This window comes from Streptomyces sp. NPDC001732 (assembly GCF_053596315.1).
The window spans coordinates 37,602-50,021 of sequence record NZ_JBSFFY010000025.1; the positions used below are offsets into that span (position 1 = coordinate 37,602).

The 12,420-nt window shown below is 73.5% G+C and carries 13 protein-coding genes; 2 read left to right on the top strand and 11 right to left on the bottom strand.

Going from position 1 to position 12,420, the window contains the following annotated elements; translation table 11 throughout:
- Positions 1 to 200: 200 nt before the first annotated feature.
- From ACWCXX_RS23105 to ACWCXX_RS23125, 5 genes are read right to left on the bottom strand one after another with little or no spacing between them, the layout of a single operon-like run.
- Complete coding sequence (locus tag ACWCXX_RS23105) at positions 201 to 1,157, bottom strand: aromatase/cyclase (RefSeq protein WP_451130094.1); 957 nt, start codon at positions 1,155 to 1,157, stop codon at positions 201 to 203.
- 24 nt (positions 1,158 to 1,181) lie between these two features.
- Positions 1,182 to 1,964 carry a 3-oxoacyl-ACP reductase FabG gene (gene fabG, locus ACWCXX_RS23110; RefSeq protein WP_451130096.1) on the bottom strand — a complete coding sequence of 261 codons (783 nt, stop codon included), beginning with the start codon at positions 1,962 to 1,964 and terminating at the stop codon, positions 1,182 to 1,184.
- Positions 1,965 to 1,966: 2 nt separating this feature from the next.
- The gene (locus ACWCXX_RS23115) at positions 1,967 to 3,712 is read right to left on the bottom strand and encodes an FAD-dependent oxidoreductase (RefSeq protein WP_451130098.1); all 1,746 of its coding nucleotides are present in this window, start codon (positions 3,710 to 3,712) and stop codon (positions 1,967 to 1,969) included.
- On the bottom strand, positions 3,709 to 3,831 hold the full coding sequence (locus ACWCXX_RS23120; RefSeq protein ID WP_451130100.1) for a hypothetical protein: 123 nt from the start codon (positions 3,829 to 3,831) through the stop codon (positions 3,709 to 3,711). Before ACWCXX_RS23120 ends, ACWCXX_RS23115 begins: the two co-directional genes overlap by 4 nt.
- Before the next feature lie 34 nt (positions 3,832 to 3,865).
- On the bottom strand, positions 3,866 to 5,476 hold the full coding sequence (locus ACWCXX_RS23125) for a class I adenylate-forming enzyme family protein (RefSeq protein ID WP_451130102.1): 1,611 nt from the start codon (positions 5,474 to 5,476) through the stop codon (positions 3,866 to 3,868).
- Positions 5,477 to 5,628: 152 nt separating this feature from the next.
- On the opposite strand from ACWCXX_RS23125, the gene ACWCXX_RS23130 reads away from it, so the two are divergent.
- Both ACWCXX_RS23130 and ACWCXX_RS23135 read left to right on the top strand, forming a co-directional pair.
- Positions 5,629 to 6,114, top strand: coding sequence for a nuclear transport factor 2 family protein (locus ACWCXX_RS23130; RefSeq protein WP_451130104.1), 486 nt, complete (start codon positions 5,629 to 5,631; stop codon positions 6,112 to 6,114).
- Between the two features lie 139 nt (positions 6,115 to 6,253).
- The gene (locus tag ACWCXX_RS23135) at positions 6,254 to 6,712 is read left to right on the top strand and encodes a nuclear transport factor 2 family protein (protein ID WP_451130106.1); all 459 of its coding nucleotides are present in this window, start codon (positions 6,254 to 6,256) and stop codon (positions 6,710 to 6,712) included.
- 28 nt (positions 6,713 to 6,740) lie between these two features.
- On the opposite strand, the gene ACWCXX_RS23140 is transcribed toward ACWCXX_RS23135, so the two are convergent.
- The 6 genes from ACWCXX_RS23140 to ACWCXX_RS23165 form a co-directional block, all read right to left on the bottom strand.
- Positions 6,741 to 7,649 carry an MBL fold metallo-hydrolase gene (locus ACWCXX_RS23140; protein WP_451130108.1) on the bottom strand — a complete coding sequence of 303 codons (909 nt, stop codon included), beginning with the start codon at positions 7,647 to 7,649 and terminating at the stop codon, positions 6,741 to 6,743.
- 222 nt (positions 7,650 to 7,871) lie between these two features.
- On the bottom strand, positions 7,872 to 8,135 hold the full coding sequence (locus ACWCXX_RS23145) for a phosphopantetheine-binding protein (RefSeq protein ID WP_451130110.1): 264 nt from the start codon (positions 8,133 to 8,135) through the stop codon (positions 7,872 to 7,874).
- A 94-nt stretch (positions 8,136 to 8,229) separates the two neighbouring features.
- The gene (locus tag ACWCXX_RS23150; RefSeq protein WP_451130112.1) at positions 8,230 to 9,486 is read right to left on the bottom strand and encodes a ketosynthase chain-length factor; all 1,257 of its coding nucleotides are present in this window, start codon (positions 9,484 to 9,486) and stop codon (positions 8,230 to 8,232) included.
- Complete coding sequence (locus ACWCXX_RS23155; RefSeq protein ID WP_451130114.1) at positions 9,483 to 10,748, bottom strand: beta-ketoacyl-[acyl-carrier-protein] synthase family protein; 1,266 nt, start codon at positions 10,746 to 10,748, stop codon at positions 9,483 to 9,485. Before ACWCXX_RS23155 ends, ACWCXX_RS23150 begins: the two co-directional genes overlap by 4 nt.
- A gap of 43 nt (positions 10,749 to 10,791) precedes the next feature.
- A complete protein-coding gene (locus tag ACWCXX_RS23160; RefSeq protein WP_451130116.1) occupies positions 10,792 to 11,553 on the bottom strand; it encodes a thioesterase II family protein in 762 nt (253 codons plus the stop codon).
- Positions 11,554 to 11,582: 29 nt separating this feature from the next.
- Entirely contained in the window at positions 11,583 to 12,404 is an 822-nt protein-coding gene (locus tag ACWCXX_RS23165; protein ID WP_451130118.1) for an AfsR/SARP family transcriptional regulator, read from the bottom strand.
- Positions 12,405 to 12,420: the final 16 nt, after the last annotated feature.

Sequence of the window (12,420 nt, forward strand, 5' to 3'; positions counted from 1 at the left end):
CGGCCGGCCGGAAAAGGGTCGAGCGCCCACTGCTGCCGCCCCGTTCCCCTCCGAGGAAGTCCGTCGGAGCAACTTTCACGGCGACGGCTAGAGCGGGGCCGGAGCAGCGGTGGACGCTCCACCGTGCCGGGCATTCAGTGTTTTTTCGGTATGAAAGTCCTGGTGCCGTGACCGGCGGGGCCTGCCGGGAGGGGCACCGGTCACAACATGCGGATCGCGGTCTCCGCGTGGCGTTTGGCCAGGTTCAGGGTGGCCGTGGAGTTGCGGCCGAGGGCCTCGCGGACGTAGCGGCGGGCCTGTGCGAGATCGGCGCCCTCGCCCAGTACGCGTTCGACGGCCTCCTCGCGCAGCACGACGCTGTGCTGCGAGACGACGGTGACGCCGGACTCGTCGGGCAGCACCGACCATTCGCCGGTGTGCGCCTCCATCAGGGCGGGGGTGCGGGTCTGCTTGTAGACGATGCGGCCCGCGTGCGGGAAGCAGATCCGCACCGACTCCGTGGTGTGCGTCGCGCCGTCCGCGGTGCGGGTGTCCATCGCCATGACCTGGACGCCGGGGGTGTCCTCGGTCAGGTCGAGGCGGGCGACGTGCGACACCAGTTCGGGCCAGTCCCCGACCCGGTACAGGAAGTCGTAGACCAGCTCGGCCGGTCCCTTGACCCGGACCGCGTCCTCGAAGGACAGCACGAGTTCGTCGAGCCGGCCCCAGCGCTCCGCAAGCCGCTTCAACTGCCCCAGTTCTGCTGTTGAGTTGGTGTCGACCGCCCGTTGTGTCCAGGCCACGTCCTCGGGCCGGTCGTCGATCACCGTGAAGTCGTGCAGCAGGGTCAGCAGGCTCGTTCCGCCGGGCCGTTCCTCCACGGCCCAGGACCCGTTCATCGTCTCGACCGGGGCCTGCGGGCGCTGCTGGCGGAAGTCGATCCGCCGGGTCTGCGGGTCCTGCACGCGCCGTGAGAGCCACGACCGCACCTGCCCGTTGGCCACCGCCCACATCCGCAGCCGCTCGTCCCGGCCGTCGAACTCCAGCCGCTCCACGTGCACGTTCGGCGGGAAGAACAACGGCCACTGCACCGCGTTCGAGATCATTCCGTAGACGACCCCCGCCGGGGCGGCCACCTCGACCGAATGCGTCGTACGGTGCACACGCTCACCGGACACCACAGATCACCTTCCTCATGGTTTTCAGAAATTGCCCAGTCCGCCGCAGACGTTGAGCGCCTGTGCGGTGATCGAGGCGGCGGACGCGGAGGCGAGGTAGCCGACCAGTCCGGCGACCTCCTCCGGGGTCGAGTAGCGGCCGAGCGGGATCTTCGCCTCGAACTGCTCCTGCACGAAGTCCTCGGTGGTGTCCCAGGCCGCCGCGTACCCCTGGCGCACCCGTTGTGCCATCGGCGTCTCGACGTAGCCGGGGCAGACCGCGTTGACCGTGACGCCCGACGGGGCCAGCTCCCGGCCCAGCGCCTTGGTGAAGCCGACGACGCCGTGCTTGGAGGCGCTGTACGGGGCGCCGAGCAGCACGCCCTGTTTGCCGGCCGTCGAGGCGATGTTGATGATCCGCCCGCGGGCGTTGCCGGTCAGGCCGCCGTTCTTCAGCACCTCGCGCGTCACCAGGAACACACTGTTGAGGTTGGTGTCGATGACGTCGTACCAGAGCTCGTCGGCGATGTCGGCGGTGACTCCGCCGCCGCTGCGCCCGGCGTTGTTGACCAGTACGTCGACGGGTCCGTACGTCTCGACGGCGGCGCGCACGAGCGCGGCCACGGACTCCCGGGAGCGGACGTCGGCGGCCACTCCGGCCACCTCCACCCCCTCGTCCCTGAGGTCCTCGACGGTCTGCTTGACGTCCTGTTCGGTGCGGGCGCACAGGAACACGCGGTGACCGGACCGGCCCAGTTGCCGGGCCACCGCCAGTCCTATGCCGCTGGTGGCTCCGGTGATCAGGGCGACGGGGTGGTTGTCGGTCACGGTCAGTGCTCCTTCAGCCGTGGGGCGGGGGCGGGGAGTACGAGTCCCGGCTCGGTCCTGGCCGCGTCGGCGAGCGGCGCGGCGGGCCGCAGCGGGGCGAGCGCCCGGCCCAGGGCTGCCCGGGTCAGGGCGGTGGCGCGCGCGGCGGTGTAGCCGTCGGGGCGCACCAGCAGCCAGCCGCCGGGCGCCAGGCCGAGCGCCGCGCGCAGCCGTCCGTCCGGGTCGGCGAGCGGGGCGGGTCCGTCCGGGCCGGTGCCGCCGACGGTGCGCACCGACAGCCACTCGGAGTACTGGGCGGCGGCCGTGACGGCCACGCCCACGGGGACGTCACCGGGTCCGGTGCCGCCCGCGGCGAGCAGCAACGACCAGCGTGGGTCGCGCAGTTCGGCGCGCAGGGCGGCGCAGCCGGGGTCGTCGGGGTCGTGGACCCGGGCCCGGGTGACGCGTTCGCCGGGGGCGGGCGCCGGGGTCGGTTCGGTTCCGGAGGCGACGGCGGCGTTGGACAGCGCGGCGGTGCCGGGGACGTGGCGGAAGGTGTCGACGGTGGTCAGGGAGGACTCGCCGTAGCCGATGCGCAGCCCGGACATGCCGCCGAGCACCTTGCGCTGGATGGCCCGGCGCAGCGGGGGCACGTTCCGCACCACGGTGAAGACGACGGGCAGCGCCAGCGGGGCGAGCTTGTTCTTCAGCTGGACGAGGAAGGTGGCGGTGCGGGTGGAGCCGAGCAGGGACCGGCCGATGGGCACCCGTTCCTCGTCGTAGGTGTCGAGGAGTTCCCGGCCGGCGTGGCCCTGTTCGACCATGGCCAGCTTCCAGGCGAGGTTGTACGCCTCCTGGATGCCGGTGTTCATGCCCTGTCCGGAGGCAGGGCTGTGCACATGGGCGGCGTCCCCGGCGACGAGGACGCGGCCCTCGTGCATCCGTTCCACCATGCGCTGCTGGAAGGTGAAGACCGAGGTCCATTCGCTCTCGCCCACCCGGACCCGGCGGCCGAGTCCGGCCGACAGCTTCTCGCCCAGCCGCTCCTCGACGGCGCGCGGGTCGGTGTCCCGTCGGGCGGGTGTGGTGTCCAGCAGCCGCCAGTGCCCCTCGCGGGCGTAGGGCACCATCATCAGCGCCTGTCCACCGGTGTGGGCCCAGTAGATGGTGTCGGGCGGCAGGTCCATGTCGACCGGTACGTCGGCGAGCATCCAGGTCTCACCGGCCCCGCCGGCCAGTTCCAGGCCGAGCAGTTTGCGCACGGTGCTGTGGCCGCCGTCGCACCCCACCAGCCAGGACGTCTCGATGTGCTCCTCGGTGCCGTCCGCCTTCTCCAGGGTGGCCCGTACGGTCTTCGCGTCCTGCCGGAACGCGGTGAGCCGCACTCCCCACTCGATCTCGACGCCGAGGCGGGCGACGGCCTCGCGCAGCACCGCCTCCGTCTCGGTCTGCCCGATGACGAGGGTGTAGGGGTAGGAGGTCGGCATCGTGGCGTAGTCGGCTTCCAGCCGCACCAGTCGGCGCCCTTCGGCGTACATGGTGAAGGCGCGGTTCTTCCGGCCGCGGCCGAGCATGTCCTCGACGACGCCCATCTGGTCGTACGTCTCCAGGGTGCGCGGATGCGTGGCCACGGCGCGGCTGGTGCGGGCGGGACCGGAGGCGGCGTCGACGAGCCGCACCCGCAGGCCCCGGCGGGCCAGTTCGTGGGCGGCGGTCAGTCCGACGGGGCCGGCGCCCGCGACGAGCACATCGGGCCGGCCGGTGCTCATGCGCCCGCCCCGGTCGTGGGAAAGGCGTCGAGCTCGCCGTGCGTGGTCGGGCTGTGGTCACCGTGCGCGGCCGGCCTGCTGGTGCCGTGCGCGGTCGGCCTGTCGGCGGAGGTCGCCATGGTCTGCTCCTGGGGTCGGGGCGGATGCGGTCGTTCAAGCGGCGGCACGGGCCTTCAACTGCTGTCGCAGGACGCGCCGTTCGGGCTTTCCGGTGGGGGTGCGGGGCACTGCTTCCAGCGCCTCGGCCAGGCGGATGCGCTCGAAGGCCGCGAGCCGCTCGTTGGCCCGTGCGGTGATCGCGTCGAGGACCTCGGGGGTCGTGGGGTGCTCCCCGTCCGGTACGGCTCCGGCCCGCGGTGCGGGTTCCGGGGCGTCGCGCAGCACGATGCCGGCCCAGACGAGGCCGCCGTGCACGTCGTCGGGCCAGTCGGCGACGATGCAGTCGGCGACCCTGGGGTCCTCGCCGATGACCTGCTCGACGCGGCTCGGCGAGACGATCTCGTTGTCGTGCTTGAAGATGTCGGAGAGCCGGTCGACCAGGCGCAGCGAACCGTCGTCGTCGAGGTAGCCGACGTCCCCGGTGGAGAACCAGCCCTCCTCGTCGATCCGGGACGGGTGCGTGTCGTCGAGGTAGCCGGCCATCAGCTGCGGCCCTCTGACCTGGACCTCTCCGGTGGACCAGATCTCGACCGGGGTGCGGGAGTCCACGTCGACGAGGCGGCACTCGGTCCCGGGGACGGGCTCGCCGACCTCGCCGGGCCGGTAGCGGTCGGGCCGCTGGCAGTGGGTGAGCGGGGAGAGTTCGGCCATGCCGTAGCCCTGGATGACGGGGACGCCGAGCCGGTCGCGCAGGGTGCGCGCCGCCCGGGGCCGCAGCCCGGAGCCGCCGGAGAGCACGGCGGTCAACCGGGTACCGGCGGGGGCGTGCCCGGCGGCGGCGAGGCGCTCGTCGGTGGCGAGGCGGTGCAGCCGGGCGGGCAGCCCGTAGTAGTGGGTGGCACCGGCCGCGTCGGCCGCGGCGAGCGAGGCGAACGGGTCCGGGTCCTGGCACAGGACCTGGCAGGACCCCGCGTACACCGCCGAGTTGAGGTGCATGACGTGGTGGAGCGGCAGGTGGTTGAGGGTGACCGAGGCACAGTCCAGGCGGTGGGCGAGGGCGGTCTGCTTCGCGTTGGCGACCAGGTTGCGGTGGGTGAGCAGGACACCCTTGGGGCGGCCGGTGGTGCCGGTGGTGAACTGGACGCAGGCGATCGACGCCGGGTCGGCCGGGCCCCCGCCGTGGGTGTCCGGTGCCGTCTCCAGTGCCGGGTGCAGCGGCACCGCGTCGCCGGGCGTCACCCCGTCCGGGGCGTCGGTCACCACGACCGTGCGGAGCCGGGGCAGGGCGCCGCGCAGCTTGGTGAGCAGTTCGGCCGTGGCCGCGGGGACGAACACCACTTCCACCTCGGCGGTGGCCAGGACGTGCCGCAGCCCTTCCGCCCCGACCAGCGGGTTGACCAGGACGGCGGTGGCGCCGCTGCGGATGGTGCCGTAGTAGGTGGCGGCGAAGACCGGGTCGAGGACGTTGGCGACGCCGGTGCGCACCCCGCTCCTGCCCCCGTTCTCCCGGCGCAGCCAGGCGGCGACGCGGTCGGTCAGCGCGTCCAGCTCGCCGAACCCGATCTCCGTGTCCGCGGTCCGTACGGCGATGCCCTCGGGGTCGCGCACGGCCGCCCGGCGCAGCAGGGCGTCCAGCGGAAGGTCCGGAAAGGCGAGGTTCGGCATGGCTCGTTCTCCTCCGGCTGGTCGGTACGCGGCTGCCGTTCGGTATCCGGCAGGCCCCTACACGTTCGGCCGGAACGCTTGAGGAATCTTCGAAGAGCGCTCGATCTGCGCCGCAGAGAGTGTCCGCATCCGATGGAACGGAGGGCGGTCACATGACCACCGAGATGCTCAGCCGCACCGACACCGCCTTCGCGGTGCCCGACGGGGTGCACGCCCCGGAGGAGGACTTCGGCGTCCTGTACGCGCGGATCCAGCAGTTCTACGCGCACCAGATGCAGCTCTTCGACTCGCACGAGGCCGAGCGCTGGGCGGGCACCTTCACGGAGGACGCGGTCTTCGACGTGCCGACCCTGGAGGAGCCGGTGCGCGGGCGCGCCGCCCTGGCGGCGAACGTGCGGCGCAACGAGGCCCAGCAGGCCCGCAGCGGGGAGCGGTTCCGGCACTGGATCGGGATGCTCGACCTGAGCCCGCAGCCGGACGGGACGCTGCGCACGCGCTGCTACGCACTGGTGTACGTGACGCCCGGCCGGGGCGCGTCGGCGGTGCACCGGGTGTGCGTCATGGAGGACGTGCTCGTCCGCTCGCGCGGCAAGTGGCGCACCCGCCACCGCGTCGTGACCCGTGACGACCTCGGCTGACGGGGATGGGCGTCAGGGCCCGCCGGTCGGCCTCCGACCGGGCAGGGCAGCCCGGCCGGAGGCCGTCCGACGGGCCCCATCCGGAAGTTCCGCACATCGCCCGGCCGGGCCGGGCGACCAGAAGACCAGGAGATCCAGCATGACGACGTATGCGACCGAGCCTCGGCTCGACACCGAACGGACCGCGCTCTACGTGGAGGTCCAGCAGTTCTACGCCCGGCAGGTCCGGCTGCTCGACGATCTGCGGGCGGAGGAGTTCGCCGCGACGTTCACCGCCGACGGGGTGTTCGCGCCGTCGCCCGGCATCCCGCCGGCGCGGGGCCGCGCGGCGATCGCGGCGGCGCTGCGCGCCGAGCACGCCCGCCGGTTCGGCGGCGAGCCGGTGCGGCGCCGGCACTGGTACAACATGCTGAGCGTGGACCCGGGGCCGGACGGCAGCCTGGTCACTCACTACTACGCGCTGGTGATGGTCAGCCGTCCCTGGGACCCGGCCCCGGTCATCGCGCCGAGCAGTGTGGTGGAGGACGTGCTGGTGTACGAGGACGGGGAGCTGCGCACGCGTGAGCGCCGCATCGCCCCCGACCACCAGTCCTTCTGAGTGGCTGTCAGATCATTCTGATCGGCCGTCAGGCGTGGCAGGCCGGCGTCCCGCCGTGGTGCTCGGACATCTCGCGGAACAGCGCGGGGACGTCCAGCGGATCGCCGGGCGCCGCGCCGCGCTCCTCCGCGTAGGCGCGGTGCAGATTGGGCACCAGCCGCTCGGCGTCCAGCAGACCGGCGTACGGTCCGGGGCCCGCCTCGCGGGCGACCTGGAGCGGGGTGAGTCCGGCGGCCAGCCCTTCCCGGGCGAGCCGCTGGAGGCGCAGCAGATATCCCTCGTTGTCGTCGAACAGCCCGGGTCCGCCCACCGGCCCGTGGCCCGGCACGACGGTGCGGGCGCCGAGTGCGCGCAGGGTCCGCAGCGCCTCCAGGGAGCCGGACACCGAACCCATCGGGCAGAACGGTGTGGCGCCCGACATGACCAGGTCGCCGGTGAACACCACCCGCTGTTCCGGCAGCCACACGACGGTGTCACCGGTGGTGTGCGCGGTCCCCGGGTGGATCAGCTCGGCCCGCACCGATCCCATGTGCACCGTCATGCGGTCGCGGTACGTGACGCTCGGGGGCACGACCTCCAGGTCGCCCCAGCACACGTCGGGCCAGAGCCCGGCCATGTGCAGCCCGGCCGCCTCGATGTCGGCGCGGGCCCGTTCGTGGCCGATGACGACGGCCTCGGGGAAGACGAAGTTGCCGAAGGTGTGGTCGCCGTGGAAGTGGGTGTTGACCAGCAGGCGCGGCGGGGCGCCCGCCACCCGCAGCACCTGCGCGCGCAGCCGCCGGGCCCGTGCCTCGGTGGCGACGGTGTCGACGAGGACGGGGCCCCCGGTGCCGTCGCCGACGAGCAGTCCGGCGTTGTTCAGGCACCAGCCGCCGTCGGGCTGGACGTACCCGAAGACGCCGTCGGCGATCTCGGTGAGTCCCGGGGTCGGTGACACGATCGGCTCCTCGACGGGGTGGCGGCGGTACACCGGCCGGTCCGTACGGACACGGGGCCGGTGCCGTGGGTGACGGTGCGGGTGGTGCGGGTGGTGCGCCCGGCGAACGGGGTCCGGGGGACGGGCGCGGCGGCGCGGGACCGCAGCCGGGTGGTGCGCCCGGCGGGCCCGGCACCGACGACGCGCACGCCCGTGCCGGGCCCGGCGGGCTGCCGCCGTTCGTCAGGCGGCGGTTCGGGCGGACAGGGCGCGGTTGACCAGTTCGAGGTACTGGCGCGGGGTCTCCGCCTCCTCCAGCGCCTCCTCGTCCAGCATCACGTCGTAGTCGCGCTCGATGATGCCGGTGGTCTGCAGCAGGGCGAGCGAGTCGTAGCCCAGGTCGAGGAAGAGGGTGTCGAGGACGTCGCCGTCCAGGTCGACTCCTTCGCCCTCGCCCGCGCAGGTGCGCAGCAGGGTGGTCAGTTCGGTGAGCTCCAGCCGGTCCACAGCAGTGCCTTTCTCCTCGGTCGCGGGTCGGTGCGCGACCCGGTGATGGGGAGCACGACCCGGTGGTGGGGTCGGTGCGCGACCCGGTCGTGGGTCAGTGCGCGGTGCGCACCACGGTGGCCGCGTTGAATCCGCCGCGGCCCCGGGCCAGTACCAGGGCGGTCCGCAGTTCGGTCCGGCGCGGCGCGCCGGTCACCAGGTCGACGGGGCAGTCCTCGGCGGCCCGCGCGGTGCCGACCGTCGGCGGGATCACCTGGTCGCGCAGGGCGAGCAGGGCGGCCGCCAGGTCGAGGGCGGAGCCGCCCGCCGAGAGTCGGCCGGTCATCGACTTGGGTGCGGTGACCGGTACCCCGTACGGGCCGAACAGCTCGGCCAGCGCCTGTGCCTCGGCCCGGTCGGCGTCCCGTTCGCCCGCCGCGTCGGCGAACACCACGTCGATCTCGCCGGGGAGGACCCCGGCGTCCGCCAGGGCCAGTTCGGCGGCGGCCCGCAGCCGGGGCTCCCCGGTGCCGGGCGCCGGGTCGAACGTGGCGGCGCAGCCCGCGACCGTGCCGTGGACCGTGGCGCCGCGGCTCCGGGCGGTGTCCTCGTCCTCCAGGACGAACAGCGCACCGCCCTCGCCGACGACCCGGCCCGAGGCGCGGGCGTCGAACGGAAGATAGGCCAGGTCGGGGTCGTCGACCGTGCTCAGCCCGCCCCCGGCCAGGTACGCCGTCCAGCCCCAGGGGCACAGCGCCGAGTCGACGCCGCCGGTGACCACGGCCCGGATGCCCCTGCTCAGTTGGCGGCGGGCCTGGGCGACGGCGTCGAGGCCGCCCGCCTGTTCGGAGACGACGACGCCGCTGGGGCCGCGCAGTTTGTGCCGGATGGAGATCTGGCCGGAGTTCGCGGCGTAGAACCAGGCGAAGGACTGGTAGGCACCGACGTGCCGGCTGCCCTTGCTCCACAGCGCCTGGAGCTCGTGCTGCCCGAACTCGAAGCCGCCGGTGGCGTTGGCGGTGACGACGCCCACCGCGTAGTCGGGCAGCCGTTCCGGGTCCAGGTCCGCGTCGTCCAGCGCCTGCGCGGCGGCGGCGAGCGAGAGCCGGGTCACCCGGTCGGTCTGCGGCAGCAGCCGGCTCGCCACGTGGTCCTCGTCGACGAACCCGGTCACCTCCCCGGCGAGCCGGGCGGGGTAGCCGGAGGCGTCGAAGCGGGTGACGGGCCCGATGGCGTTCTCGCCGCGCAGCACGGCCGCCCACCACTGCTCGGTGCCGACGCCGCCGGGCGCCACGACACCGATGCCGGTGACGGCCGCCGCCACGCCGCGGGCGCCGATCAGTCCCGCCTCCTCGGCGGCCACGGCGGTCATGCGGCCACCCCCGTACGCCGGTTGGTCAGCACCATCGCGCTCTGGAAGCCGCCGAAGCCGCTGCCGACGCTGAGGACCGTGTCGGTGCGCTGCCGCCGGGCGACGAGCGGGGTGTAGTCGAGGTCGCAGGCGGGGTCCGGGTCGTGCAGATTGGCCGTCGGCGGCACGGTGTCGTGCTCGATGGCCAGGGCGCTGGCGGCGATCTCCAGGGAGCCGATCGCGCCCAGCGAGTGGCCGATCATCGACTTGATGGAGCTGACCGGCACCCGGTGGGCGTGCTCGCCCAGGCTGCGCTTGAACGCCGCCGTCTCGTGCCTGTCGTTCTGCTTGGTGCCCGATCCGTGGGCGTTGACGTAGTCGACGGCCGTGGCGTCCAGGCGTGCCTCGTCCAGGGCGACCCGGATCGCCTCGGCCATCTCACCGCCGTCCGGGCGCAGCCCCGTCATGTGGTACGCGTTGGAACGGCTCGCGAAGCCCGCGATCTCCGCGTACACATGGGCGCCGCGCCGCAGCGCGTGCCCGTGCTCCTCCAGGACGAGCACCGCGCTTCCCTCGCCGAGCACGAAGCCGTTGCGGGTGCGGTCGAAGGGGCGGGAGGCGGTCTCCGGCGCGTCGTTGCGCGCGGACGTGGCGCGGATCGCGTCGAAGGACGCCAGGGTGATCGGGGTGACCGGTGCCTCCGAGGCGCCCGCCACCATCACGTCGGCGCTGCCCTCGCGGATGAGTTCGGCGGCGTGGCCGAGCGAGTCCAGTCCGGAGGTGCAGCCGGTGGAGACGACCGCGACGGGCCCCTGCGCGCCGATGTCGCGCGCCACCTCGACGGCGAGGGAGCTGGGCACGAGGTAGTCGGCGAGCCGTTCCTCGGCCCTGGTGTGGTCCAGGAGCCAGTGGCCGCCGCGCTCGCTGACGTGCGCGTAGCTCTCGTCGAGCCCGGTGCTGCACCCGACGGCGCTGCCCAGGGTGACCCCGGTGTGTTCCGCCCCCTCGGCCGGTGTCAGCCCGCTGTCGGCGACCGCCTCGCGGGCGGCGACCAGCGCGAACTGGGCCGCGCGGTCCAGTCGGCGCACCTCCTGCGGGCCGAAGCCGTGTTCGGCCGGATCGAAGTCGACCTCGGCCGCGATCTGCGAACGGAACGAGGAGGCGTCGAAGAGGGTGATGCGGCGGGTCGCGGTGCGGCCCTCCGTCAGCAGTGACCAGAACGCCCTGGTGCCCACCCCGCCGGGTGCGACCACCCCTATCCCGGTGATGACGACACGTCTCATCGGCTGTCCCTCATGGTGTGTGCCCTCCTGTGGTCGGTGGCGGTCAGCCGCGGGCGGTGACCGCGACGCGGGCCGGTGCGGTGCGCCGTACGACACGGCAGGCCCGCCCGAGCAGCCGCGGCAGATCGTGGCCGCGTACGAAGAAGTGGTCGCCGGGCACGGTGCGGGTCACCACCCGTCCCGTGGTCCAGCGCCGCCAGCCCGCCATCACGTCCGGCTGTGCCAGCGGGTCGTCCGCCCCCGCGACGACCAGCATCGGCACGGACAGCGGTGCGCCCCCGACCGGTTCGCGGGCGTTGACCCGCAGGTCGTCGGCGAGCGCCAGGTCGTCGCGCAGCACCGGCAGCACGGCCCGGTGCCAGAACCCACCGGGTGCCGCCCCCTCCGGGAGGCCGCCGACCTCGCCGAGCAGCTCCAGCAGGTGCCCGTCCGGTTCCCCGGCGGCGTCCGAGAGTTCGGACGCGGCGTCGGGCGGCGGGCAGGCCCCGACGGCGAGCAGGGCGGGGCCGGGCAGTCCGGCCTCATGCAGGGCCCGGGTGACGGTGTAGGCGACCATCGCGCCGAGGCTGTGCCCGTACAGCACGTACGGGGTGTCCGGCGCCGGGGCGAAGGTGCCCATCACATCGGCCAGCAGTGCCTCGCGCCCGGTGATCCGGGGCTCGCGGCGCCGTGCCTCGCGCCCCGGCAGCAGCCTGGGCACCGGCTCGACGCCGGGGCCCAGGTCGCGGGGCCAGCCGTAGAAGGACGAGACGCCTGCTCCGGCGTGTGCGAAACAGTGGAGCCGTACGGGCTGTTCGTCGGGCATCTGCTGTTCCTCCCTCGGGGGCGGGTTCGTCAGGCCGCGTACAGATCGAAGGTGGAGCCGCGGCGCGGCCCGCAGACGACGTCCAGCGCCGGGTCGACGGCGAGCATCGCCTGGTGCAGTCGCTGGAGCTGCGGCGAGGGCTCCACGCCCAGCTCCTCGATGAGCCGGGTCCGCAGCCTGCGGTAGACGTCCAGCGCGGTGGCCTGGCGCCCGGAGCGGTACAGCGCCACCATCGCCTGCGAGTGCAGCCCCTCGTGCTGGGGGTGACGTGCCATCAGATCGGTTAGTTCGGCGAGGAGTTCGCTGTGCCGGCCCAGTCGCAGATCGGCGTCGATGCGCCGCTCCACGGTCACCAGCCGGCTCTCCTCCAGCCGCAGGACCTCTATCTCCAGGATCGAGCCGACCCGTACGTCCACGAGAGCCGTTCCCTGCCACATCGCCAGTGCCTCGCGGTACAGGTTTCCGGCCCGTACGTCCTCGCCCGCGTCGAAGGCGCTCTGTCCCGCCGCCACCAGCCGCTCGTAGCGGTGCACGTCCACGGACTCCGGCGGGATCTGCAGCAGATAGCCGCCGTGCCGGGTGGCCAGCACCTCCTTGGCGGTGCCGGGTGCGTCGGGCCCCATCGCGGTGCCCAGCCTGCGACGCAGCTGCAGGATGTACGTCTGCAGCGTGGTCATGGCGCTCTGGGGCAGGTTGGTGCCCCAGATCTCCTCCATCAGTGTGGGCACGGGCATGACCCGGCCCGGGTAGAAGGAAAGCAGTGCCAGGATCTGGCGCGGCTTCCCCGCAGTCGGAACGATCGAAACTCCGTTGACGTCGGCACTCAGTGGACCCAGAACCTGAATCTCCACGTTTCCCTCCCCGTTG

Coding starts and splice junctions, on each gene's coding strand:
- ACWCXX_RS23135 (WP_451130106.1), top strand. CDS start 6,254: ATGACGACGTATGCGACCGAGCCTCGGCTCGACACCGAACGGACCGCG.
- ACWCXX_RS23130 (WP_451130104.1), top strand. CDS start 5,629: ATGACCACCGAGATGCTCAGCCGCACCGACACCGCCTTCGCGGTGCCC.
- ACWCXX_RS23115 (WP_451130098.1), bottom strand. CDS start 3,712: ATGAGCACCGGCCGGCCCGATGTGCTCGTCGCGGGCGCCGGCCCCGTC.
- ACWCXX_RS23125 (WP_451130102.1), bottom strand. CDS start 5,476: ATGCCGAACCTCGCCTTTCCGGACCTTCCGCTGGACGCCCTGCTGCGC.
- ACWCXX_RS23120 (WP_451130100.1), bottom strand. CDS start 3,831: ATGGCGACCTCCGCCGACAGGCCGACCGCGCACGGCACCAGCAGGCCG.
- ACWCXX_RS23150 (WP_451130112.1), bottom strand. CDS start 9,486: ATGACCGCCGTGGCCGCCGAGGAGGCGGGACTGATCGGCGCCCGCGGC.
- ACWCXX_RS23155 (WP_451130114.1), bottom strand. CDS start 10,748: ATGAGACGTGTCGTCATCACCGGGATAGGGGTGGTCGCACCCGGCGGG.
- ACWCXX_RS23160 (WP_451130116.1), bottom strand. CDS start 11,553: ATGCCCGACGAACAGCCCGTACGGCTCCACTGTTTCGCACACGCCGGA.